The organism is Streptomyces sp. NBC_00289, assembly GCF_041435115.1.
Lineage (GTDB): Bacteria > Actinomycetota > Actinomycetes > Streptomycetales > Streptomycetaceae > Streptomyces.
The window spans coordinates 10,149,385-10,173,449 of sequence record NZ_CP108046.1; the positions used below are offsets into that span (position 1 = coordinate 10,149,385).

13 protein-coding genes and 12 pseudogenes are annotated in these 24,065 nt (G+C 67.2%); 16 read left to right on the top strand and 9 right to left on the bottom strand.

What is annotated here, in order from left to right:
* Nucleotides 1–151: 151 nt before the first annotated feature.
* The 7 genes and pseudogenes from ltrA (OG985_RS46255) (at nt 152) to OG985_RS46285 (ending at nt 7,045) form a co-directional block, all read left to right on the top strand.
* Nucleotides 152–1,582, top strand: coding sequence for a group II intron reverse transcriptase/maturase (gene ltrA / locus OG985_RS46255; RefSeq protein ID WP_371666641.1), 1,431 nt, complete (start codon nt 152–154; stop codon nt 1,580–1,582).
* Between the two features lie 126 nt (nt 1,583–1,708).
* A pseudogene (locus OG985_RS46260) lies at nt 1,709–2,898 on the top strand (IS110 family transposase); the annotation flags it as partial.
* 137 nt (nt 2,899–3,035) lie between these two features.
* Nucleotides 3,036–3,395 (top strand): annotated as a pseudogene (locus OG985_RS46265) (transposase); the annotation flags it as partial.
* 123 nt (nt 3,396–3,518) lie between these two features.
* Nucleotides 3,519–3,800 (top strand): annotated as a pseudogene (locus OG985_RS46270) (transposase); the annotation flags it as partial.
* Between the two features lie 57 nt (nt 3,801–3,857).
* A pseudogene (locus OG985_RS46275) lies at nt 3,858–5,051 on the top strand (ISAzo13 family transposase); the annotation flags it as partial.
* Nucleotides 5,052–5,083: 32 nt separating this feature from the next.
* A pseudogene (locus tag OG985_RS46280) lies at nt 5,084–5,584 on the top strand (transposase); the annotation flags it as partial.
* 85 nt (nt 5,585–5,669) lie between these two features.
* Nucleotides 5,670–7,045 (top strand): annotated as a pseudogene (locus tag OG985_RS46285) (IS1380 family transposase).
* Between the two features lie 212 nt (nt 7,046–7,257).
* On the opposite strand, the gene OG985_RS46290 reads toward OG985_RS46285, so the two are convergent.
* Nucleotides 7,258–8,433 carry an IS630 family transposase gene (locus OG985_RS46290; protein ID WP_371666640.1) on the bottom strand — a complete coding sequence of 392 codons (1,176 nt, stop codon included), beginning with the start codon at nt 8,431–8,433 and terminating at the stop codon, nt 7,258–7,260.
* A gap of 78 nt (nt 8,434–8,511) precedes the next feature.
* On the opposite strand from OG985_RS46290, the gene OG985_RS46295 reads away from it, so the two are divergent.
* Both OG985_RS46295 and OG985_RS46300 read left to right on the top strand, forming a co-directional pair.
* A complete protein-coding gene (locus OG985_RS46295; RefSeq protein WP_371666639.1) occupies nt 8,512–8,838 on the top strand; it encodes a hypothetical protein in 327 nt (108 codons plus the stop codon).
* Nucleotides 8,839–8,941: 103 nt separating this feature from the next.
* Nucleotides 8,942–10,138: pseudogene (locus OG985_RS46300) on the top strand (IS4 family transposase); the annotation flags it as partial.
* Between the two features lie 136 nt (nt 10,139–10,274).
* Here the strand turns inward: OG985_RS46300 and OG985_RS46305 are convergent.
* Nucleotides 10,275–11,918 carry an IS1182 family transposase gene (locus OG985_RS46305; RefSeq protein ID WP_371674176.1) on the bottom strand — a complete coding sequence of 548 codons (1,644 nt, stop codon included), beginning with the start codon at nt 11,916–11,918 and terminating at the stop codon, nt 10,275–10,277.
* Between the two features lie 214 nt (nt 11,919–12,132).
* On the opposite strand from OG985_RS46305, the pseudogene OG985_RS46310 reads away from it, so the two are divergent.
* The 6 genes and pseudogenes from OG985_RS46310 to OG985_RS46335 all read left to right on the top strand — a co-directional run.
* A pseudogene (locus OG985_RS46310) lies at nt 12,133–12,588 on the top strand (transposase); the annotation flags it as partial.
* A complete protein-coding gene (locus tag OG985_RS46315) occupies nt 12,588–13,211 on the top strand; it encodes a transposase (RefSeq protein WP_371666576.1) in 624 nt (207 codons plus the stop codon). The pseudogene OG985_RS46310 and the gene OG985_RS46315, both read left to right, overlap by 1 nt.
* 295 nt (nt 13,212–13,506) lie before the next feature.
* Nucleotides 13,507–13,919 (top strand): annotated as a pseudogene (locus OG985_RS46320) (transposase family protein); the annotation flags it as partial.
* A 621-nt stretch (nt 13,920–14,540) separates the two neighbouring features.
* The gene (gene ltrA / locus OG985_RS46325) at nt 14,541–15,812 is read left to right on the top strand and encodes a group II intron reverse transcriptase/maturase (protein ID WP_371666636.1); all 1,272 of its coding nucleotides are present in this window, start codon (nt 14,541–14,543) and stop codon (nt 15,810–15,812) included.
* Nucleotides 15,813–16,529: 717 nt separating this feature from the next.
* Nucleotides 16,530–17,258, top strand: coding sequence for a transglycosylase SLT domain-containing protein (locus tag OG985_RS46330; RefSeq protein ID WP_371666635.1), 729 nt, complete (start codon nt 16,530–16,532; stop codon nt 17,256–17,258).
* Between the two features lie 386 nt (nt 17,259–17,644).
* Nucleotides 17,645–18,940 carry an ISAs1 family transposase gene (locus OG985_RS46335; protein WP_371666527.1) on the top strand — a complete coding sequence of 432 codons (1,296 nt, stop codon included), beginning with the start codon at nt 17,645–17,647 and terminating at the stop codon, nt 18,938–18,940.
* Nucleotides 18,941–19,268: 328 nt separating this feature from the next.
* Here OG985_RS46335 and OG985_RS46340 read toward each other — a convergent pair whose 3' ends face one another.
* The 7 genes and pseudogenes from OG985_RS46340 to OG985_RS46370 all read right to left on the bottom strand — a co-directional run.
* Entirely contained in the window at nt 19,269–19,721 is a 453-nt protein-coding gene (locus OG985_RS46340; protein ID WP_371666634.1) for an ATP-binding protein, read from the bottom strand.
* Between the two features lie 239 nt (nt 19,722–19,960).
* Nucleotides 19,961–20,527, bottom strand: coding sequence for a transposase (locus OG985_RS46345; RefSeq protein WP_371674232.1), 567 nt, complete (start codon nt 20,525–20,527; stop codon nt 19,961–19,963).
* Nucleotides 20,443–20,982, bottom strand: a complete 540-nt coding sequence (locus tag OG985_RS46350; RefSeq protein WP_371674231.1) for a winged helix-turn-helix domain-containing protein — start codon at nt 20,980–20,982, stop codon at nt 20,443–20,445. The genes OG985_RS46345 and OG985_RS46350 overlap by 85 nt, the downstream gene beginning before the upstream one ends.
* Before the next feature lie 188 nt (nt 20,983–21,170).
* Nucleotides 21,171–21,719, bottom strand: a pseudogene (locus OG985_RS46355) (winged helix-turn-helix domain-containing protein).
* A 75-nt stretch (nt 21,720–21,794) separates the two neighbouring features.
* Nucleotides 21,795–22,016 (bottom strand): transposase family protein, encoded by a 222-nt coding sequence (locus OG985_RS46360; RefSeq protein ID WP_371674697.1) that lies wholly within the window; start codon nt 22,014–22,016, stop codon nt 21,795–21,797.
* A complete protein-coding gene (locus OG985_RS46365; protein ID WP_371666633.1) occupies nt 21,995–22,759 on the bottom strand; it encodes a transposase in 765 nt (254 codons plus the stop codon). The genes OG985_RS46360 and OG985_RS46365 overlap by 22 nt, the downstream gene beginning before the upstream one ends.
* A gap of 301 nt (nt 22,760–23,060) precedes the next feature.
* Nucleotides 23,061–23,186, bottom strand: a pseudogene (locus OG985_RS46370) (IS5/IS1182 family transposase); the annotation flags it as partial.
* 113 nt (nt 23,187–23,299) lie between these two features.
* Between OG985_RS46370 and OG985_RS46375 the strand changes: the two are divergent.
* A pseudogene (locus OG985_RS46375) lies at nt 23,300–24,048 on the top strand (transposase family protein).
* The last annotated feature ends 17 nt before the right edge of the window (nt 24,049–24,065 follow it).

A 24,065-nucleotide genomic window follows, 5' to 3' on the forward strand; every position in this document is an offset into this window, starting at 1 on the left:
GCCAGTGCGGCGGAAGGACAGGCACGTCGTCAGCTTTCGGCGCCGGGCGGGGCGGAGGCTCCGTAGTAGTCCGAGGCCGGGAAAGCCGGCCGCATGGCGAAGGGGGCCAGCAAGTCAGTAGTGGACGTACTGGAAGACCAGGAGACCGCTGGTGAATACGAGTGATCTGCCGCTCGGCTCGTTCCGGGCTGAACGGCGGGTACTGGAGATCCAGACCAAGCTGCACCGTTGGGCGAACGACGATCCTCATCGTCGGTTCGACGATCTGTACAACCTCGTCTGCGATCCCGCGTTCCTGGCCATGGCCTGGGAGCGGGTCGCGGGGAACAAGGGTGCGCGCTCGGCCGGAGTGGATGGCATGACCGTCACCTTCGTCCGGGAACGGATTGGCGAGGCTCAGTTCCTCGCCGAACTGCGGGAGCAGTTGAAATCCCGCAGCTTCCGTCCGGTGCCGGTCAGGGAACGGATGATCCCCAAGCCGGGGTCGCGCAAGCGGCGGCGCCTTGGGATTCCGACCGTGGCCGACCGGGTGGTCCAGGCGGCCTTGAAGCTGGTGCTGGAGCCGATTTTCGAGGCGGACTTTGCGCCGTGCTCGTACGGCTTCAGGCCCAACCGGCGTGCGCATGACGCGATGGCCGAGACGCGCTTTCTGGCATCCAAGACCTACGAGTGGGTGCTGGAGGGCGACATCAAGGCCTGCTTCGACGAGATCTCGCATTCGGCCCTGATCGACCGAGTGCGGGTTCGGATCGGGGACAAGCGCGTGCTCGCGCTGGTGAAGGCGTTCTTGAAGGCGGGCATCCTCACCGAGGTCGGCACCTCCAGGGAGACCGTCACCGGCACTCCGCAGGGCGGGATTCTCTCGCCGCTGCTGGCCAACGTGGCCCTCTCGGTCCTGGACGAGCACTTCACCAAGATCGAGGGCGGACCACAGACCAGCCCGAAGCGACGGTTCACCCGGCGCCAGAAGGGGTTGGCCAACTACCGGTTGATCCGGTACGCGGACGACTTCGTCATTCTGGTCTCGGGCACCCGAGCTCACGCGGAAGCACTGCTTCCCGAAGTGGCGGAGGTCCTCTCCACCGTCGGCCTGCGGCTGTCGGAGGAGAAGACACTGATCACGCACATCGACGAGGGCCTCGACTTCCTCGGCTGGCGCATCCAGCGCCACCAGAAGCGGGGAACCGACCGGCAGTACGTCTACAACTACCCGGCCAAGAAGGCACTTCGGTCCATCAAGGCCAAGACGAAGGCGCTCTGCCGGATGAACGTCAGCCTGCCGCTGGCAGTCCTGCTGCACAAGCTCAACCAAGTGCTGCGGGGCTGGACGGCCTACTTCCGCCCCGGGGTGTCTGCCCGGGCCTTTCAATACCTGCGCATGATCGTCTGGCGTCAGGTCTTCGGATGGCTCCGCCGCAAACACCTCGGAACCGGATGGAAGGAACTCCGCCGCCGCTACTGCGACGGCGGATGGTGGCCACACGACGGCGACGTCGTCCTGTTCAACCCCGGCTCGGTAGTCACCACGCGATACCGGCCCAGAGGGACGACCATTCCGTCGCCCTGGCCCAGCACGACCTGAGGAAAGCAACTGCTCAACAGGGCTTGTGGAGAGCCGGATGCGGGGCCAACTCGCACGTCCGGTTCGGGAGGGCGGCGCGGAGAAACGGGCTGGGAGGAACCCCAGTACCGCGCTCCGCGCCGACCCCACCATGATGTCGAGGTCCAGGACGGTTCGGGCCGCAGGCTCGGGACCGCCCGGCTGATGGAGGGTGTCGAAGGGATCGCCAAGCTGCACGCCCTGGTCGCCCGGTACGGTGGCCAGGACCTGGAGCCGGGGCAGGTAGTGGTCGGGATCGAGACCGACCGCGGGCCGTGGGTGCAGGCCCTGCTCGCGGTTGGCTACCAGGTCTATGCGGTCAACCCGCGGCAGGCGGCCCGGTTCAAGGAACGCTACGGCACCTCCGGCGCGAAGAGCGAAAAGGGCGACGCGCACGCGCTCGCGGACATGGCCCGCATCGACCGCGATCAGTTACGGCCGATCGCCGGGGACAGCGAGCAGGCCCAGGCCGTCAAGGTCGTTGCCCGCGCCCATCAGACCCTGATCTGGGAACGCACCCGCACCTTCCAGCGCCTGCGGAACACGCTGCGCGAGTACCCGGCGCGCTCACTGCCTACGCCAGCTTGGAGCTGACCAGCACCGACGCCCTGGAACTGCTGGTCAAGGCCCCCACACCCGAGCGGGCGTCGAAGCTGACGAAACAGCAGATCACCGCGGTGCTGGCCCGGCACCGCCGCCGCAACCGCGACCAGAGGGCCGCGACGATCGCGGCCGCGCTGCGCGAGCCCCAGCTCGACGTCGCGGCCCCGGTGACCGCCGCCTACGCAGCCGCGGCGACCGCGCACGCCCGGCTGCTGATTGCCCTCAACGAGCAGATAGACACGTTGGAGGGTGAAGTGAAGGCACATTTTCGGGCACACCCGGACGCTGAGATCTACCTGTCGATGCCCGGCATCAGCGAGATCGTCCGGGCCCGGGTGCTCGCCGAGTTCGGGGACGACCCCGCCCGCTACGCGTCCGCGAAGGCACGCAAGAACTACGCCGGCACCAGCCCGGTCACCCGCGCTTCCGGCAGGAGCCACACCGTCCAGGCCCGCTTCGTCCGCAACAACCGCCTCGCCGACGCGCTGCAGCGCCAGGCGTTCTGCGCGCTGCAGAACTCACCCGGAGTCCGCCGCTACTACGACAAGCAGCGAGCCCGCGAACTCGACTACAACCCCGCCCTGCGTCAGGTCGGCAACCGCCTCGTCGGCATCCTCCACGGATGCCTCAAGACCCGCACCCGCTACGACGAGGCCACCGCCTGGGCCCACCACGCCAACCTCGCCACGAGTTGACACCCAACGCCATGGGATGTCTGACAATGCCCTTCGGAGGGATTGTCCTCAATAATCGATAATCACTCCGCAATCGGCCGACTGCCAGGGCCATGTATATCGGCCTGTTGGCGACCTGGCCCTCGCGGATCTTCACGTTGATGCAGGTCAACGCCCGCGACGTGAAGAACGTCCCGGGCCGGCCCAAGACCGACAAGCTGGACGCGATCTGGCTGGCCAAGCTCACCGAACGCGGCATGCTCCGGCCCTCGTTCGTGCCCCCGAAACCGATCCGGCAGCTCCGGGACCTCACCCGCACCCGCACCGTGCTCACCGAGGAACGCACCCGGCACAAGCAGCGCGTGGAGAAGCTCCTCGAAGACGCCCAGATCAAACTCTCCACCGTGGCCACCGACATCTTCGGCGTCTCCGGCCGCGCCATGATGGACGCCCTGATCGCCGGCCAGCGCAACCCGAACGTCCTCGCGGAGATGGCCAGAGCCCGGATGCGGAACAAGAAAGCCGGGTCTTCGAAGTTAGAGGTCGGGCAGATAGGCGTGGTGCGGGTACCCCGGCAGTGAGACAGGCACAGGTCCTGGCGATCATGGAGTTACGACGCTCTGTGATCACTGGGTAGACCTGTGCCTGCGCTGCCATCATGGCTGACCGAACCGCTCTGGGGCCAATTCGCTGCCTTGCTGCCCGAACGACCGGAATACCACCCGGACCATCCGCTGGGCTGCCACCGCCGGCGCATCAGCGACAGGATCATCTTCGACAGGATGCTGCAGCTGCTGCGCTTCGGCTGCTCCTACCAGGCGATCGCCGACACGACGTGCTCGGCCACAACGATCCGCAACCGCCGCAACGAGTGGATCCGGCTCGGCGTCTTCGCCAGGTTCAAGCAGATCGCGCTGGAGTCTTAGGGCTCGTAGCGAAACAAGTTATGAATCAGTCGCGCGGCGCGTACGTTTCCTGCTATGCCGATCGATATGGAGTCCCTGGCCCGGCGCTACGAGGCGATCCGGGATCACCTGACCGAGCGGCAGCGACGGTTGTGGCTCGGCAACGAGGCTCGTGAGCTGGGTGGCGGCGGTGCACGGATCGTCTGTGAGGCGACCGGGGTGTCCCAGGACACGATCCGACGGGGCCGCGGGGAACTGGACGATCCGCAGCCGCTGGCGGTCGGGCGGTCCCGGGGGCCGGGAGGCGGCCGCAGACGGGCCGAGGTCCTGGACCCGCAACTGGCCGTGGACCTGGATGCCCTGGTCGAGCCGGAGACTCGTGGTGATCCGATGAACCCGCTGCGCTGGACCACGAAATCGCTGTCGCACCTGGTTGCCGAGCTGGTCAATCGGGGACACCGGTGCACCGAGAACGTCGTGGCCCGACTGCTGCACGAGGCCGGCTACTCCTTGCAGGGCAACGCCAAAACCGTCGAGGGCAAGCAGCACCCCGACCGCGACGCCCAGTTCCGCTACCTCAACGATCAGGTCAGGGCGGCCCTCGCTGCCGGACAGCCCGTCGTGTCCGTGGACTGCAAGAAAAAGGAACTGATCGGGAACTTCAAGAACGTCGGCAAGGAATGGCGACCGCCTGGGGACCCGGTGAAGGTCAACGTCCACGACTTCCCCGGACCGGCCGGCAAAGCCATCCCCTACGGCGTCTACGACATCGGCGCCAACGCCGGCTGGGTCAGCGTCGGCATGGATCACGACACCGCCGCGTTCGCCGTGAACACCCTGCGGACCTGGTGGAACAACGTCGGCCGGGCCGCATATCCGCAGGCCACGACACTGACGATCACCGCGGACAGCGGCGGATCCAACGGCAGCCGACTACGGGCCTGGAAGACCGGGCTGGCTGCCCTCGCCGCCGAGACCGGCCTGTCGATCACCGTGCTGCACCTGCCGCCGGGTACTTCGAAGTGGAATCGCATAGAGCACCGGCTGTTCTCCGCAATCACCATGAACTGGCGCGGGACACCACTGACCAGCCACGAGGCCGCCGTTTCCCTGATCGGTGCGACGACGACCGAGACCGGCCTGACCGTGTCCGCGGCCCTGGACACCGGTGTCTACCCCACAGGCATCAAGATCAGCGACAAGGCCATGAAGGCCCTCCCGCTGACCCGTCACGAAACCCACGGCCAGTGGAACTACACCATCAGCCCACCCGCCGACACTCCCGAACCCGCAGACGTTAAATCACACTGAGCCCTTACGACCGGATCGTGGGCCTCGTCCTGGACCAGATCGCCGTCGACGGCTCGATAACCAAGGCCCCCGGCGGCGGCGAGGTCGCCGGGCGTTCCCCCGTGGACCGCGGCAAACAAGACCTGAAACGCTCGGGCATGACGGATGGTTACGGCATTCCGCTGGGCCGCGTCCTGGCCGGAGCCAACCGGCATGACTCCCCGCTGCTCGCCCCGACCCTGGACCGCCTGGACGACCTCGGACCGCTGCCCGATGACATCACCATCCACCTGGACGCCGGCTACGACTCCGACAAGACCCGCACCCTGCTCGATGAACGCGGCCTGCACGGCCGGATTGCGCGCAAAGGCGAAAAGGCGCCGGTCCCAACCAGCGTCGTGCACACCAGCACCCCGTCGGCAAGCAGGTCAAAACGGACACGGTCGGAACCGGCGGAAAAAAGCAAGCAGCTTAACCTCGCGCTTTCACGAGGTGGGCTGTCCAAGCGTTGATCAGAAACACGGAAAGTGCCCTTGACCTGCAACGATAGGACTTGCTGAGGGTCCTGTTGGCTGCAAGGGAAAGAGCACTTTCCAGGTGAGAGAGCCTATCTCGTCGTACCCACATGTCCGTGTCCGGGGAGACGGTCGGCAGGTGGTCTCGCAGGCCGGTGCGGTCCTGCTGCTGGAGACGGTCCGCAAGACGGGCCTTGACCAGGCGATATCCGCAGCTCTGGCTCCGTGGCGCAAACCGCGGGCCGTCCACGATCCCGGCAAGATCCTCCTGGACGTTGCCCTGGCGGTCGCACTGGGCGGGGACTGCCTCGCGGACGTCGCGATGCTGCGGTGTGAGCCGGCCATCTTCGGCCCGGTCGCCTCCGATCCGACCGTCTCCCGCCTGATCGACACCCTCGCCGCGTCCGGCGAGAAAGCCCTGCAGGCCATCCGGTCCGCACGCTCCGAAGTCCGCCATCGTGCCTGGTCGTTGGCCGGCGAGAACGCCCCGGACGCCGACGGTCAGGTCACCGTCGACCTCGACGGCGTCCTCGTGATCGCCCACTCCGACAAGCAGGACGCGGCGCCAACGTGGAAGAAGACCTACGGCCATCACCCGCTGACGGCCTTCGTCGACCAGGGACCGGGCGGAACCGGAGAGCCGGTCGCCACCCTCCTCAGACCGGGAAACGCGGGCTCCAACACCGCTGCCGACCACATCACCACCGCCCAACTCGCCCTGGCCCAACTGCCCAAGCGATACCGACGAGGACGGCAGACGCTGATCCGCACGGACTCCGCCGGCGGCACCCACGACTTCGTGTCCTGGCTCGCGAAGCGGGGCCGATGGCTGTCCTACTCGGTCGGCATGACGGTCAGCGAAGCCATCCACGAACACGTGCTGAAGGTCCCCGCCTCGGCCTGGACCCCGCCATCGAGACCGACGGTGAGGCGCGGGACGGGGCCTGGGTCGCCGAGCTCACCGGCAAGCTCCTTAACGGCTGGCCCAAGGGCATGCGGCTCATCGTCCGCAAGGAACGGCCTCATCCTGGCGCCCAGTTGAGGATCACGGACGCGGACGGCATGCGGATCACATGCTTCGCGACCAACACCACCGGCCGGCCGATCGCCGCCCTCGAGCTGCGTCACCGGCTCCGGGCACGGGCTGAGGACCGGATCCGGGCCGCCCGGGCCACCGGCCTGCGCAACCTGCCCCTGCACGGCACCGCCCAGAACCGGGTCTGGATGGAGATCGTCCAGATCGCGCTCGACCTGCTGGCATGGATGCCCATGCTCGCGCTGACCGACCGGGCGAGGCTCTGGGAACCGCGTCGCTTGCGCTTTCGCCTGTTCTCCGCGGCCGGCCAGCTCATCACAACCGGTCGGCGCAGGATTCTCCGCCTCGCCCGGCACTGGCCCTGGACCGACGAGATCACCGCCGCCCTCGAACGACTCGCGCTCCTGCCCGACCCCGGCTGACCAGCAACCCACCGTCCCTGCGACAGCATCACCCGCCCCGGGCAGTGGAACCCGGCGCCCACTCGACGCGACAGCCGGGCCACCGGCCCGCCAGCCCGCTCCGGAAAGGGAAAGGGGCCCACCGATTCCGTCGGCGGACCCTCACGAAAGATCGAGGCTAATCACAATACCAGTGACTTAGTGGTCTGAGTCGTAAGTCCTTCGGGGGTTGATCATGTTTCCGGCGTCGCGGAGGATTCTTCTGGGTGATCGGCGGTGTGCCGGTCGAGCCTGGCCAGCAGATCGTCCAGGTCGGAGGTGGTGCACCTCCATTGGAACGGCTGTGCCGTGGCGTTGTAGCGGTCTTCGAAGGCTCGGAGCCGGTTCTCGACCTCGTTGAGGTCGGTGAAGTCGTTGGGCGAGACGACCTTGCGCTGCACGACGGAGAAGTAGATCTCCACCTGGTTTAACCAGGAGGCGTGGACCGGGGTGTGGACGAGGACCGCGTTCGGGTGGGCGGCGGTGAGCCGGCCGGCGGCCTTCTTGCCGCGGTGGGAGGAGCCGTTGTCCACGACCCAGAACACGCGTTTCGCGCTGGCGTAGGGCTCTTGGGTCATGACCTGGTCGACCAGGGCCATGAACGGGGCGATGCCGGTTCTCGGCTCGCAGCGGCCGAAGATCTTCGCGTGGTGGACGTCGTAGGCGGCCAGGTAGGCCAGCGCTCCACCGCGTCCGTAGGTGTGGTTCACCCGCATCGCCCTGGCCTGCCCAGGGGCCAGGGTGGGGTGGCAGCGGCAGCGGGCCTGGACGGAGGTCTTCTCATCCGCACTGATCACGTACTCGTCCGCGCCGAGCGCTTCGCCGTTCCAGATGCGGGCATAGAGGTCGAGCACGCGCTCGGCCCTGGAGCGGAAGGCGGGGTCGGTGATGAAGATCCAGGACTGGTACTGCCAGGGCTTGAGCGCGTCCTGCTTGAGCCAACGCCGCACGGTGGAGGCGGAGATCGCGCCGGCGATGGCGCGGGCGACGACCTCGCGGGCCAGCTCCGGGGCCGACCAGCGCGACAGCGGCATCCCGCTCTCGGCGGGCAGCTGACAGGCCAGGGCCTTGACCTGGGCGGCCTGCAGCGGCGTGAAGGAGGCCGGACGGCCGGAGCGCTTGCGGTCGGACAGGGCGGGCAGCCGGTGCCCGGCAAATCGGCCGCGCCAGGTGCGGACGGTGTCCAGGTGCAGCCTGGTCTCCCGGGCGATGCGGGCGTTGGAGCGGTTCCGGGCCGCGTGCAGGACGACCTGGGCGCGCTGGCGGTGCCGGTGCTCGGTTTTGTGACCGTAGGCCATGGTCTTGAGCCGCTTGCGCTCGGAGGCGGTCAGAGTGATCGGGCAGGCGGAGGCAACGGGCAAGGCAGACATGCCGATCACGAGAAGTGGATCAGGACAGGCCGCATCCTGCCGCATCCCGGTCCCCGGCCCTGCGGCAGGATGTCCGCTGTGCCAACGCCCTCGGAACATACCCGGCTCCAGCTTGAGCTGTACCTGAATATGCGCGCCCAGGCCGCCTGGCCGCAGCTGGCCGGCCTCCACGTCCGCCACCGGGGCCAGTTCGCCTACGTGGAAGGCGAACTGGCCGACGGCGAGTGCATCAAGCTGATGCGCCTGCGCTACCACGGCACCGCGAGCCGCTGGGGCTTCGCCCCGCACGACCCGGCCAGCGACCGCTACCAGGACGCCCTCCTGCCCACCGGCAGCGCAAGCGGCACCCCCGAGGACGCCCTCGACACCGCCTGCCACCTCCACCTCACCGCCCTCGACACCTGACCGCGCACACCCACAACCAGCTCCGAAGTCAACCCCCGAAGGACTTACGACTCAGACCACTTAGGGTGGTGGCTGGTAGGGTGCGTGGCGGGGAGGTGCCGGGATGCCACGGCCGGGTCAGGTGAAGCCGGAGACGGACGAGCGGTTGTCGGATCGCATCGCGGTCGGGCTGTTGACGCGGTCGTTCCCGCCGGAGCTGGTGGATCGGGTGGTGGCCCAGTGCGGGAGGTCCGGGCAGCGTAACCGGCTGCTGCCGCCGCGCGTGGTGGTCTACTTCGTGCTGGCGATGTGCTTGTTCTCCGGCCAGGGCTACGAAGAGGTCGCTCGGCTGCTGACGCATGGGCTGACCTGGGCGAAGCGCTGGTCGGGGTCGTGGCAGGTACCGACCACGGGGGCGATCTCGAGAGCGCGCGCGAAACTCGGTCCAGAACCGCTGAAGGCCCTGTTCGCCTCGGTGGCCCGGCCGTTGGCCACGGAATCGACACCGGGTGCCTTCTACGGCCGGTGGCGGCTGATGGCCATCGACGGCACAGTCTTCGACGTTCCGGACAGCCAGGAGAACGTGGCGCACTTCGGGCGCCCGAAGACCCACCGCACCCAGCGGTGTGCGTATCCGCAGGTGCGGGTGGTCGCGCTGGCCGAGTGCGGCACCCATGCCATCACCACGGCGGCTCTCGGCCCATGCACCACGTCCGAACTCGTGCTGGCCCGCGAGCTGTTCGGTCACCTGGGCGAGGACGATCTGCTGCTGGCCGACCGCGGCTTCACCGGCCTGGAGCTGTGGCGGGCGGCCTCGGCCGGCGGTGCGGACCTGCTGTGGCGCATCCGTTCCCACCAGGTGCTGCCGGTCCGCGAAGAGCTGCCCGACGGCTCGTACTTGTCAGAGATCGTCGCGGCCAGAGACCACCGCAAGCGTGCCGACCCGGAAATGGTGCGGGTGATCGAGTACACCCTGGACGATCCCGGGCAGGACGCCCCTTACCGGCTGATCACCACGGTCCTCGATCCCGATGCCGCCCCGGCCACCGAGCTGGCCGCCCTCTACCACCAGCGGTGGGAGTTCGAGAACACGCTGGACGAGCTGAAGACCCATCAACGCGGACCTGCCCAGGTCCTGCGCTCCCGCTCACCCGAAGGCGTCGAGCAGGAGGTCTGGGCACACCTGCTGGTCCACCACGCCATCCGCACCCTGATGCACGACGCCGCCGAGCAGGCCGGCCTCGACCCCGACAGGCTCTCCTTCACCCGGAGCATCCGCCTCGCACGACGCCAGGTCACCGCGCAGGCGGCCTTTTCCCCTGACCGTCTGACCGCCGCCCTCACCGACGAACTCCGCGAGATCACCGCGCGCCTGTTACCCACCCGCCGCAGACGCTCCAACCCGCGCGTGGTCAAACGCAAGATGTCCAACTTCGACCCTGATGGTTAATTCGGGGTCAAGCCGCGAGGGCGAGTTCGAGGCGGGCGAGGTGGCTGGTCCTGGTCCGGTCCATGGGGTGGCCGTTCCACCAGGCGTGGAGTCGGATGAGGTTGAGAGCGACGGCCGAGTAGACGTGCTCGAGGTGCGTCCGGGCCAGGCCGCGGTAGCGGGCACGGCGGGTGCCGGTGACCGCGACGGCCTGGCGGATGGTGCCCTCGACGCCTGCTCGTCGTCGGTATTCGTGCTGCCAGTCACGGGTGGCCTGGGCGAGGCGGGCGGTGTGCTGGAGCTCGTGGAGTTGGCGGGGCAGGACGGTGAGCTGCCGGTATCCGGCCTTCGAGGTGGTGCACCGGCCCCGGGCCGGGCACGGCTGGCAGGTGGTCTTGGCGAACTTGATGACCACGGCGTCGGTGCCGCGCTGGGTGCAGGGGCTCCAGGACGAGCTGGTGCGGCCCTGCGGGCAGACGGCGTTCTGCTGTTCGAAGTCGATGGCGAACGCGGCCCGGTCGTAGCCGGCACCGGCTCTGGCCTGGGGCGAGCAGTCGCCCAACAGCGGGCTGATCAGCACGGTGCCGAAGTCCTTGAGCGAGGAGGCGACAAGCGCCGCGGAGGGATAGCCGGAGTCGACGTAGTGCTCGCCCGGAGCCAGTTTCCGGCCGGCCAGGGTCTGGTGGATCGGCTCGGTCATCGACGCGTCCGGCACGGTGGCATCGGTCGTGGCCACGTTCGTGACCAGGTTCGGGGCGCGGTTGTCGCCATCATCGTCGTCACAGGTCTCGGACAGGTGGATCTTGTATCCCAGCCAGAACAAGTCCTCGCCCTTGGCCGCCCAGCGGGCGTCGGTGTCGTACGGAGAGCCGAGACGGACTCTGGCCGGCGGGAGACCGTCCTCGTCCCCCGCCCGCCGCCGCACCTCCCGTCCTCTGGGGGTGTCGGTGACCTGGTAGTTCTGCACCAGTACGGTCCGCAAGACCTGCACCGCGGGCAGCTCGCGCAGCCATCCCGGCACGTCGGCGCGGTAGACCGCTTCCAGCAGTGTGACCGCATCCGTTCCGAACGCGACGGCCAGGTCGGCGCGCTTGGACGCGGTGACGGGCAGCCGCCAGGAACCGACCCGGGCCGCATAACGCCTGGACCATGGTTCGACGTCCACGACCGTGGCGAGCCAGCCCGGTGCCGCGGCCGCAAGCGCCTCCAGCACGGCCCGCACACTCTCACCGGCCAACTCCAGGCGGTTCATGTCCCGCACCGCGCTGATCACGTGAGTGGAGTCTGTCCGCTGCTTCCCGCCCGGCTTGACCAGGCCCTTCTCCTTCAACGCGGCCAGCAGCAGGTCCAAGGCCCGCTCCTCCAGGCCGTGCTCGACCACCCGGGTGCGGAACTCCGACAACACCGACGCGTCGAACCCCTCGTCCGCCAGGCCGAGCCCGAGCGCGTATTTCCAGGTGAGGTCCTTGCGGGCGGCATCGGCGGCCTGCCGGTCGGTGAGGTTCTCCACCATCTGCAGCACCGTGACCAGCGCCAGCAGGCCCGGCGAGAGTGCCGGTCGGCCCCGTGCACCGAACGCACCGGAGAACTCCGTGTCCGGGAACACCTCGGGCAACTGGTCCCGGATCGCCACCGCGAGCGGCGGCTCCTTACGCGCGTATATCTTCCGCACCGCCGCAGCGATCTCCGGCGACGGTTCCGGCCACGACCGCGGCGACATCGACAAAACGAGCCCCTCCCCGGCCGGACCCTCCCGGCACAGGAGGAACCTGCCCACCCACTCCCACCAGCACCCTCAGCCGCACGAATTACTGACTTCGGCTCGTTAGGGTGATCTTCTTCGACGTCTCTGATGGGTCTGGAGTGTTGTCTGTATTCCGTGGTGTATGAGGTATGCGGATGGGGGCGGCCTGACCCCTGTGGGACGTCAGCGCCGGGAGACGGTACGGATGCAGGCGGCGGAGCTGTTCGAGCAGGACATCAAGCCGCCGGAAGTCGCACGGCGCCTGAGGGTGAGCCCGAAGTCGGCCTACCAGTGGCAGCAGATGTGGCGGGACGGTGGCGTGCAGGCTCTGGTCTCTCGTGGCTCGAGTGGATCGCGATGCCGTCTGTCCCCGGGCTGTCTGGAAAAGCTGGCTGCGTTTCTCGATGAGGGGCCTGCCGCGCATGGCTGGGTGGAGGACCAGGTGTGGACGGCTGCCCGGGTGGCCACGCTGATCGGCAGGAAGTTCCACGTCTCCTACAGCGTCTCGGGTGCCACGAGGCTGATGCACCGGCTCGGCTTCAGTCCTCAAGTACCCGCGCGGCGGGTGGCCGAGCGCGATGAGCAGGCCGTGACCGTGTGGAAGGAGGCGACCTGGGCCGAGGTAAAAGAGTCCGGGCGGCGTGCGGGGGCTACGTCTGCTTCGAGGACGAGGCGGGCTTCACGCGACGACCGCCCAAAGGACGCACCTGGGGCCGGCGCGGCCGCACCCCGCAGGTCACGGTGAGCGGGCGACGCTCGGGCCGCCTGTCGGTGGCCGGACTCATCGCGATGCGGCCCGGCTCCCGCACCCGGCTGTGTCACCGCCTGCGCACCCATCCCGCGGGCAAAGGCAAACGCCGCAGCATAGGCGAACGGGACTTCATCGCGCTGATCGACGGAGTCCACCACCTCGTCAAGGCCCCGATCGTGCTGGTCTGGGACCGGCTGAACACCCACGTCTCCCACGCCATACGTGAGTTGATCGCCGAGCGTGAATGGCTGACGGTATTCCTGCTGCCCGCCTACTCGCCCGACCTCAACCCCGTCGAGTGGGTATGGGCACATGTCAAGCGCAGCCTGGCCAACCTCGCCGTGGTCGCCCTCGACCGGCTCGAAGTCCTCGTACGCAACCGGCTCAAACGCCTCCAGTACCGGCCCGACACTCTTGACGGCTTCATAGCAGGCACCGGCCTGACCTTCGACGACCCAGCGTCACCCTGATGCGCCGAAGTCAGTAACACCCCTGGAGACAACCCCGGCGCCCCACGGACACCGAACGCGTCCGCGAACGGATCGTCCCTGAAGACCTCCCCAAGCCGATCCCGCACCCGGATCGGCAGACTCCCCTTCGGGAAAGCGGCACGAGTCACCTTCACCGTCCGCTTCGAAACCGACGGCAACCCCTTCGCCTGCAACGACACCCGCATCACCCCCGCTACCGCACGACAAGGAAAGCGACCGCACGAGAGATCATCACCCACTCACCGGAACCAGACCCCGAAAATTGAGCAACAGAGTCCTGGAAGGCACGCGCGCCGAGTGCGACCGGGTCGGCGACACCCGGGCCGACCACTCGGCCAAGCACCGCGGCACGGAGTGAACGTGCAGGTGGTTACCGACCCGGACGGCCGGCTGCGGTGGCGCTCACCCGCACTGCCGGGCCGGACTCACGCCAGGGCATCCCATCCTGGCCGACTTCGCCCATCAGGGCAGCCGCCCCTGGCTGACCACCGGCATCAAACGCAGACCACTACAGGAACTCACCCCCATCGAGAAGACCGTCAACCGGGCCCTGGCCGCGGCATGGGCACCGGTCGAGCGCGGCGTCGCCCGCCTGAAGTCCTGGCGGATCTTCCGCAGATCCCGATGCAGTCCCAACCGCATGACGTCAATGCCAAAGCCGTCCTCACTCTGGAGCGTCAACGCTGAAGAAGCTCACTGATCTGCAAGCCCTAACTACCCGGCCTTGTTGTGTCCTGAACGTGAAAGGAAGAAGCATGTAGGAACTCTTCTTGTAGCGATGTTGTACGGAGGATGAAGGTATGGCCCTTCAAATTCACCCTGCGGGGGGAGAATTTAAACCACCTCATGCTGCGCTAGCTGAAGACTGCCGTGGTGAACGATGAGGAAAAGGCGTCCATTGAGACGTCAGGTGGGGATCGGGAAGGCGAGCGCAAGCGAATCGCTGCTGACGTGTCGAAAAGTAGAGTCGACATCAGAACCGGGGTGTCAAGGCAGTCCCGGGATGAGTCTGGCGGGTGCCCGTTTATTGGCCAGGCGGTGTCCGGCATGCAGGCGACGCGAGCCCGGTCTGCGGCCTTCGTACGGAACAGGAGAAGGCGGGCTTGGATACGTCTCCGCTGGTGAGCGGGGAGAGAGGGAGCGTCCCGGGCGGTCCGAAGCCGTGAGGGACTGAGTACCGACGCCAAGTACGCCGGCGGACCGGCTCGTAGTAGTGATGAAACCCCTGTAACGGGGGCGGAGCGAAGGGGCCGGGTCGTTCGTGACTGTGTTTATTCGATCAACCGGACGTTACCCGGGAGGAGTCGTGTGAACGAGGTGAAAGCGTCAGGCAAGCCGTTCAATATTTCCAAGCAGTCCGTCTGGGAGGCGTACGAGAAAGTCAGGTCGAACAAGGGCGCAGCGGGCGTGGATGCGGTGTCGATGGAAGAATTCGAGAAGGATCTGAAGAACAATCTATACAAGATCTGGAATCATCTTTCCTCCGGCACCTATTTTCCGCCTCCGGTGCGTGCGGTGGAGATCCCCAAGAAAGAGGGCGTCCGGATATTGGGCGTGCCCACGATCGGGGATCGTATAGCCCAGACGGTGGTTGCCGGGGTGCTGGAGGCCAAGGCCGAGCCGGTCTTTCATCCCGACTCCTACGGTTACCGTCCTGGGCGGTCGGCGATTGATGCTGTGGGCCGGTGCCGGGAGCGCTGCTGGAAGGCGGACTGGGTCATCGACCTGGATATCCGCGCATTCTTCGACAGCGTTCCGTGGGACCTGGTACTCAAGGCGGTCGCCGCCCACACTGATCCGTCCAATCCGTCCCAGTCCTGGGTCCTGCTGTACGTGCGACGCTGGCTCGCCGCACCGCTGCAACTGCCCGACGGGACACGGCGCGAGCGGGACCGGGGGACGCCCCAGGGCTCCTCGGTCTCGCCGGTCCTCGCCAACCTCTTCCTCCACTACGCCTTCGACGCCTGGATGGCGCGGAACTTCCCCGCCATCGGGTTCGAACGGTACGTGGACGACGCGGTGGTCCACTGCGTCAGCGAACGCCAGGCACGCTTCGTGCTCAAGGCGATCGAGAAGCGGATGGCCGAGGCAGGGCTTGAACTGCACCCGGAGAAGACGCGGATCGTGTACTGCCAGGATGCCAACCGGCGTGCCTCGTACGAGCACACCGAGTTCACCTTCCTGGGATTCACCTTCCGCACCCGCTCCGCGGTACGCAAGGACGGCCAGATGTTCCGGTCGTTCCTCCCCGCCATCAGCGGGGAAGCCCTGCGCAGGATCAGTTCCGAAGTGCGGTCCTGGCGGCTGCACCACCGCACCAGCCTGACCGAAGCAGACCTCGCACGGTTCATCAACCCGATCATTCGCGGGTGGATGACGTACTACGGAGCCTTCTACCAGTCGGCCCTCCATCCCCTCCTGGAACGCGTCAACGCCTACCTGATGCGGTGGATGCGCAAGAAGTTCAAACGGCTGCGGGGCAGGAAGAAAGCCCAAACGGCGTGGAACCAGGCCGTCGCACGGCGACCCCGGTTCTTCGCCCACTGGGCCTGGACCACCCATGCCCCCCGCGTCTGGTGACCAGAACGACAAGAGCCGTATGACGAGAGATCGTCACGTACGGATCTGTGAGGGCCGAGGGGTGAAAATCCCCTCGGCTACTCGGCGGACTGGCCCTCTCTACCATGCAGGCGGCTCAAGGCGCTGCAGTACAGGCACAACATTCTCGACGGATTCCTCGCCGGGGACAGGCCTCGCACTCGACAGACCAAAGTGAACCTATTACGCCGAAGTCAGTAGAGGACAGGGCGCTCGCCGGCACAGTCCGCATTGACCTCCGCTCGAGGGGTTCATCGGGATTCTGCGCGGCCTGCCTGCGGTGACAAGGCCTGAGGCTCCTTGGCCGCGTGAAGTGAGTCACGTAAGGGTCGGATGGTTACGCGGCAAGTCTCCCTCCATCATCCGTTCTCGGCAGGCGAGTTGATGACTCGATTCTGGACGATTGAGACTCACTGCCTTGCCCCCAATGCAACAAAGTGATCTTAGTGGCGGCATTATGCCTTGTTCCGGACATGTGCTTTCACATACCTTTTCGTCGATCCTGGGGAGATCGCTGAATCCTGCCACCGCCCGGCTACCCCCACCCACCCGCGCATGGCAGGGGTGAGAGGGACTTGCAGGCAAGCCGCCGATCCGGACACCAGACCGGCTAGGGGTGAACCCCGCCCAGAACGCGACCGGGCATTTCCCGCCGGAACCCGACAGCTCGCCTCGCGGGCGCCAGAGAGGACATTCGCCATGACCGCACGAGGTAAGCATCGCCGCACGAAGACCGGCCTCATCACCCGGGGCATGGTCACCGCTGGCACGGGCTGCATCGCACTTGCCTTCCCGCTCGTGAGTGCGACCAGCGCCCACGCGGCGACCCCGGCGCGGGCTCTCGAACTCATCAGTGCCGCCGTAGTCCCCAACGTCCAGCTCATCACTTACAAGACGGTTGCGGGCGACACCCTGCGCAAAGTCGCGCAGAAATTCCCGTCGAGCGGAGGCTGGAAGAAGCTGTACTGGGCGAACCGTGCGGTCATTGGTGACAACCCCGCCCTCATCAGAGCGGGCTTGACATTGACCGTGGGAACCAAAACGCTGGAACCTGCGGCGATAGAGTCAGTTCTGGAAACACCTGCCGCTTCAACCTCCACTACCTACGCCAACGAGCTCGACGGTTGGATCAAGCAGTCCTTGGCCATCATGGCCAAGGCCGGTATTCCGGGCAGCTACGACGGCATCTACCGCAACGTGATGCGCGAGTCTTCCGGCAATCCGCTCGCCATCAACAATTGGGACTCCAACGCGGCCGCGGGCACCCCCTCTAAGGGCCTCCTCCAGGTAATCGACCCCACGTTCCAGGTTTACCACGTGGCCGGCACGTCGATGGACCCCTACGACCCAGTCGCCAACATCACGGCAGCCTGCAACTACGCTGCCGACAAGTACGGCTCGATCGACAACGTCAACGGCCCATACTGATCAGACACCCATACGTCCTGCGTGCCACGGCCCCGGCGTTGTTCCTGCTTCACGCGACACGCCCAGTTTGACTGGTTGCCCGTTCGGGGTGAGGTGGCAAACCAGCGCGACTTCTGATGATCTTTCAGGTCTCTAGCCTCGCGCTTTCACGAGCGTGCCCGTCCATGCCTTGACCAAATAAGCGGAGAGTGCTCCTGAACTGCAACGATGGGGACTTGCTCAGGGTCTTGTTGGCTGTACGGAAAGGAGCACTCTCCCAGGGCCCCGGCGAGTGCCTGGATCGTCCCGGTCTGGGGTGTTGATCTCGGTGGTGGGCCCCGGAAGCAGGTGAACACGGCACCTGTGGATCATGTAGTTCTCTACGCTGCAAGATCCACGAAGGTGCCGTGTTCGTTTCTCCATCATCCCTTGTCGCTGTCCCCGTGCCTTGTGCGCCCTGCCTGGAAGCCCTCGGCGAGGGTGCCGCCAAGGAGCAAGTGCGCTGCCTGGTCGCCGAGTTCGAGTCGGTCACCGATCCGAGAGGGGCTTGCGGAGTGCGGTACCGGCTCTCCTCGCTGCTGGCCCTGGTGGTCTGCGCGATGACCCCGTCCGGCCACGACTCGATCACCGCGGCGGCGGAGTGGTGCCGACGTGCGGCGCCGGAGGAACTGGCCGCCTTCGGCCTGCCCTACCACCCACTCCTTGGCCGCTACCGGGTGCCGAGCGAGAAAACCCTGCGCAGCGTCCTGGGGCGACTCGATCCCGGTGAGATCGGCGCGGCCGGTTACGACTACCTTCGGCCTCTGCTGTCCGCACAGCCCCGCCGGCCGGAGCCGGTGATGCCCGACGGTGGCACCGAACGTGAACAGCGCCGGGCTCACCGGGCGGCCGCCCGCGCCGAGCCGGTACGGCTCCGGCGGCGGGCGATCGCGGTGGACGGCAAGTGCCTGCGCGGCGCGAGGCGCCCGGACGGCAGCCGCGTCTTCGTCCTGTCCGCCGTCCGTCACGGCGACGGTGTCACTCTCGCCTCCCGCGAGATCGGCGCGAAGACCAACGAAATCCCCGAGTTCGCACCTCTCCTCGACCAGATCGACGACGCGGATCTCACGGGGGTGGTCGTTACCGCCGATGCCCTCCACGCCCAACGCGACCACGCCATCTACCTGCGCGAACGCGGCGCTCACTACCTGCTGACCATCAAGAACAACCAGCGCGGCCAGGCCCGTCAACTCCACGCCCTGCCCTGGAAGGAGATCCCTGTGATCCACCGCGACGACGCCCGGGGCCACGGCCGTCACGAGCAGCGGCTCGTGCAGGTCGTCACCGTCGAGGGCCTGCTCTTCCCGCACGCGGCCCAGGTCCTGCGGATCCAGCGCCGACGCCGTCTCTACGGGGCGAAAAAATGGTCCAGCGAGACCGTCTACGCCATCACCGACCTGCCCGCCGAGGAAGCGAACGCAGCCGAGATCGCGTCCTGGGCTCGCGGGCACTGGACCGTGGAAAATACCGTCCACTGGTGTCGAGATGTCACTTTCAACGAGGACAAGTCCCAGGTCAGAACCCGCAACGCGCCCGCCGTACTCGCTACCCTCCGCGACCTGATCCGCAGCGCGCTCAAGCTCGCCGGCTACGTCAACACCGCCGCCGGACGACGAGCCCACACCGAGCGCCCCCGCGTCCTCGCCCTCTACGGCATCACATAACCAAACCGGACGATCCAGGCACACGCCGGGGCCCTGGGCTTGGGTGGTGTTGATGGTCACTGTCATGCGGTGCAGGGCAGGGCCTGGAGGCCGGTGGTGTCGCAGAAGATGAGGCTGCTGAGGTCGGCGCAGAGGTGGCGGGTGGGGTGGGTTATGCAGGCGGTGACTGCGTCGTCGAGGAGGGGGTAGTGGCGATGTCGAGTTCACCGGTGATGCGGCGCTGGGTGTGGATGTGGAGCAGGTCGTGTTGGTGCGCTGGCCCACCTGCGTGCCACCTGGCCGACAGGCCTGTGTGCTGTGGGATGGTCTTTGCTGTGTCCTGATGGTTTTAGGCGGCGGTCAGGTTTGCCCAGTGGTTGATGAGGCCTGCGGGGGTCGGGGTCTGTGTGGGCGCCGGTCTGGTGGGTGAGGGCGTTGATGATGGTGGTGCCGCGGCTGTGTTCGTCTCCGGGCCGGGAGGCTGCCCAGGTGGCGGGGGTGGGCTGGGGGCCGCCGTCGCTGACGCGGACGTGTAGCTGGCCGCGTGCTGTGGCGGCCTGCAGGTGCAGGGTGACGGGGGTGCCGCGTGGGTGATGGCGTTGGTGACCAGCTCGGAGATCACCAGCAGCGTGTCGTAGACCTGTGTCTGGGTGAGGCCCCAGGAGGCCAGGACCGGGCGGGCTTGGTGACGTGCTGCGGCCGGAGCGGTCGGCCCGTGCTCCAGCGGCAGGTCGAAGAGGCGCGGCTGGTCGGATGCTGCGCGTTGCGACTGTCGGGGAGGTGTGGTGGTGGGGGGAGTCATCGGTAATCACTGCCTGATCCGGGTGGACGGAGATCTGGTGGACCTGTTTTTAAGGACACACCCGCAGGGCGGTGGGAGGGGTGAGCAACCACTACCCAAACGCGGCGAAACGCCCATACTGCCTGGTCAAGGCCGGGCATTGGCAATTGAGTGACGGCAGTGTTCTGGATCGCGGCCCGTCGTTCTCGCGCTCGAAGGCCTTACGACGTGGTGCCGTGGGCGTTACTGACTTCGGCTTGTCAGGGTGACGCTGGATTGTCGAGGGTCAGGCCGGTGCCGGCTATGAAGCCGTCGAGGGTGTCGGGCCGGTACTGGAGGCGTTTGAGCCGGTTGCGAACGAGGGTTTGGAGCCGGTCGAGGGCGACGACGGCGAGGTTGGCCAGGCTCCGTTTGACGTGCGCCCATACCCACTCGACGGGGTTGAGGTCGGGTGAGTAGGCGGGGAGCAGGAACACCTTGAGCCATTCACGTTCGGCGATCAGTTCACGCATGGCGTGGGAGACGTGGGTGTTGAGCCGGTCCCACACCAGCACGATCGGCGCCTTGAGGAGGTGGTGGACGCCGTCGATCAGCGCGATGAAGTCGCGCTCGCCCATGCTGCGGCGCTTGCCCTTGCCTGCGGGGTGGGTGCGCAGGCGGTGGCACAGCCGGGTTCGTGAGCCTGGCCGCATGGCGATCAGCCCGGCCACCGACAGGCGCCCCGAGCGGCGGCCGCTGACCGTCACGACCGGGGTGCGGCCGCGCCGGCCCCAGGTTCGCCCTTTGGGCGGTCGGCGGGTGAAACCCGCTTCGTCCTCGAAGCAGATGTAGCCTCCGCAGGCCGCCCGGGCTCTTTTATCTCCGCCCAGGTCGTCTCCTTCCACGCGGTGACGGCCTGCTCGTCGCGTTCGGCAATCCGCCGCGCGGGGACCTGTGGGCTGAAGCCGAGCCGGTGCATCAGCCTGGTGGCTCCCGAGACGCTGTAGGAGAGGTGGAACTTCCTGCCGATCAGCGTGGCCACCCGAGCAGCGGTCCACACCTGGTCCTCCACCCATCCATGCGCGGCTGGTCCCTGCTCGAGATACCCGGCGAGCTTCTCCAGGCAGCGCGGTGACAAACGGCATCGCGACCCGCTCGGGCCACGCGAGGTCAGAGCCTCACGACCTCCGTCCCGCCACAACTGGTGCCATCGGTAAGCCGATTTCAGGCTCACCCGCAGGCGCCTTGCAACCTCCGGCGGCTTGATCTTCTGCTCGAACAACTCGGCTGCCCGCATCCGTATCGTTTCCCGGCGCCGGCGCCCCGCAGAGGTCAGCCCGCCCCCATCCGCATACCTCACACACCACGGAATACAGCCACCACCACAGGCCCCTCAGGGACTTCGCGAAGATTCACCCTAACGAGCCGAAGTCAGTAACGGTAGTTCGTTAAATCCGGCCGGTGGTGGGGATTGACGACGGGTTGGGTTGGTCATAGGCCGGTGGTAGGAGTCAACTGCCTTGTTGGGGGCTGAAGATGGCTGCTCGCCGCCCGTGTCCGCCCGCGCCGGGTCCGTTGGAGGAGTACGCGGCCCGGTTCGACGACCTCTTCGTCCCTCTCGATCGCCCGCCGGGCGGGGACCTGGCAGCTCCAGCCGTGCCGCTTGAGCAGCGCGGCTACACCCTGCACGGTGTAGCTCTTATGGAACCGGCGCCCGATGAGGGTCCTGATCCGTGACAGGGTCCAGGTCTGGTCCGGCCAGCCGTGTGCCACCGGACCTTGGCCAGCTCCCGTTCCAGCACGGCGAACAACTCGTCACTGAGCCGCGGCAACGACGCCGGCCCTCTGGAGGCCAGGGCTCTCGGCCCGTCCTGGGACCACCCTGCGCCAGCGCTGAACCGACCGGACGCTCACCCGCAGGTCGTACCTGATGACCACGTTCTCGTCGCCCTGGGCGAACCGCACGGCCGTTTCCAACCTCAACTTCTCGCGGAACGCCTGCCGCTCGCCGGTCAGCCCGCCCCCTTGCACATACCTCATGCAGGTCGGCATACCGCAGGGATCATGAGCCGTCAGCCCGTGCCGACACCACGCTTTGAAGCTCAGTGAGCTTGTTCAGCGATGAGTCTCCAGGGTGAGGATGGCTTTGGTGATTGACGTGATTGCGGTGGGGTGGCAGCGCGCTTTGCGGAGGATGCGCCAGGTCTTGATCTCCGCGATGGTCCGTTCAACAGACCAACGGACTCGCGAGTGAGCCCGGTTGACGCACTTCTGTTTGAGTGTGAGGTCTTTCCCGGGTGTGACTGGTTTGGTGGTCAGGTCGGGGTGGGGATCCAGGCGCCTCGGTCGTCGAAGAGCCGAATGATGGCGTCGAGCAGGTTCTTGCCCTGTTTCGTGGCGGTGGACAGGTAGCCGCGTAAGAAGCGTTCGGCGCCGGGCATCGTGCGCCAGCCGCCGGTGATCTTCTGCTGCACCTTGTTTATCCGGATGGCCTGCTCGCTGGTGTTGCTGTCGAACGGCACCCGCCAGTCGAAGGCGAACCGCAGCACCTGGTCGCGTTCGGCGTCCAACCGGTCGAGCAGGTTCGCCGGCTTCGACCGCTTCCGGCGGGGCTGGCCGGGTGCGCGCGGCGGGTGCAGGGTCCGTCCGGCGGCGATGATCTCCTCGCGGGCCGTGATGCGCTCCAGTGTTTCACGGTGAAGCCGCAGGCCTGCTCGTGGGTGGCCCGGATGTCCTTGATCTGGTCCCAGACCTCCACCAGCAGCCCGGCGAGGTCTTGGGCCCACTCCTGCGGCGAGTCCTCGGTCGCGTTCTCCACCGCGGCCGCGAGTTCGCGCAGGTGGTGCGCGTTGCAGGGCATGGACGGCGCCGGCGTCGGTCTTGTAAGGCTTCCAGCCGTCATGGACCGCGAGCCCGGTGAAGTCGGGCAGCACGTCCATCGCCTCGAACGCATCCACCCCGCGCCGGGTGTGCACCAGGTAGAGCGTCAGCGAGCGGGTGCAGGCGGTGTGCACCCAGCAGGTGCGTCCGGCGATGCGGGTGCCGGTCTCGTCGAAGCCGACCACAGCGCACGCGGTCAACTGCTTCCATGCCGAACGCCGCGGCCCTCTCCTGGCAGGTCAGCGGCCCTTGATGGAGCCGGTGGCGGTCCGCGAGCACCTGCAGGATGCGCTGGTAGTCCACCGACAGCACCGACCAGGCCAGCCCCTCACGCCACACCGGCACCAGCGGCTTCATATTCGCCGCATCCGGCACCTGCGACCTCTTTCCGGTCTGCTCCCCGGCGGCCGACGCGGTCCCCTCGACCCGGGCGCGGTCCTGCCCGCTCTCGCCCGCCGGGGCCAGCACCTCACCGACCCGCGAGCAGGCGATGGCCCACTCCATCCCGTACTGGCCTTCGTGGCCGCTGACCGAGCGGTGCTGCCCCTTCCAGGACGTGATGACCGGCCGGATCAGCTCCCACGCCTCGTCCGACAGATCACTCGGGTACGGCTGCCGCTCGGCCACGTTTCCAGAACACCGCAGGACCGCTCAACCGCAACCCGCCAAACCCGACAACCGGCCACGACGACTCGCAGAACGCCCCACTCACGTCTCAACTCATTTGTCAGGGAGCCTTGTTGGTTACCTATCCTGCCGCACTCGACCTTCCGCATGCCCTCGTGGAGTGGGTCACGATGCTGATCATCACCCGCGAGGGTGACCGCCGGTGCAAACTGCCGGCCTCTCAGCGGGCCCTCATCACGCTCGTGTACCTACGCAAGCACGACACCCTCGCCCAGATCGCCGCCGGCTTCCGGATCAGCGAGAGCACCGCCCACGCACATGTACACAGCGTGATCACCCACCTGGCCGCCCGCGCGCCCTCTCTCACTCACGCGCTGCGGCAAGCCCGCCCTGAGTACATCCTCGTCGACGGCACGCTCGCCGAATGCGACCGCGTGGGCAACAGCCAGGACGACTATTCAGGCAAGCACGGCAAGCACGGCGTGAACATCCAGACGGTCACCGGCCCGGCCGGTGAGCTCGTCTGGTACTCGCCGGCCCTGCCCGGACGGACCGCGGACATCACAGCCGCCCGCACCCACAACATCGCCCCATCTGTGAGCGACTGAAGATCCCCGCCCTCGCGGACAAGGCGTACCAGGGTGCCGGCGGAACGTTCGCCACACCCGTCAAAAGACACCGAAACCGTGAGCTCACCGTCAAAGAGAAGGCCGTCAACCGGGCACACGCCCGACTCCGCTCGCCCGTCGAACGGGCCTTCGCACGACTCAAAGCCTGGCGGATCTTCCGCAAAGCCCGCGTCAGTCCCAACACACTCACGTCAATCGCCAAGGCCGTCCTCACCCTGGAGAAGCAACGCTGAAGAAGCTCAGTGGCCAC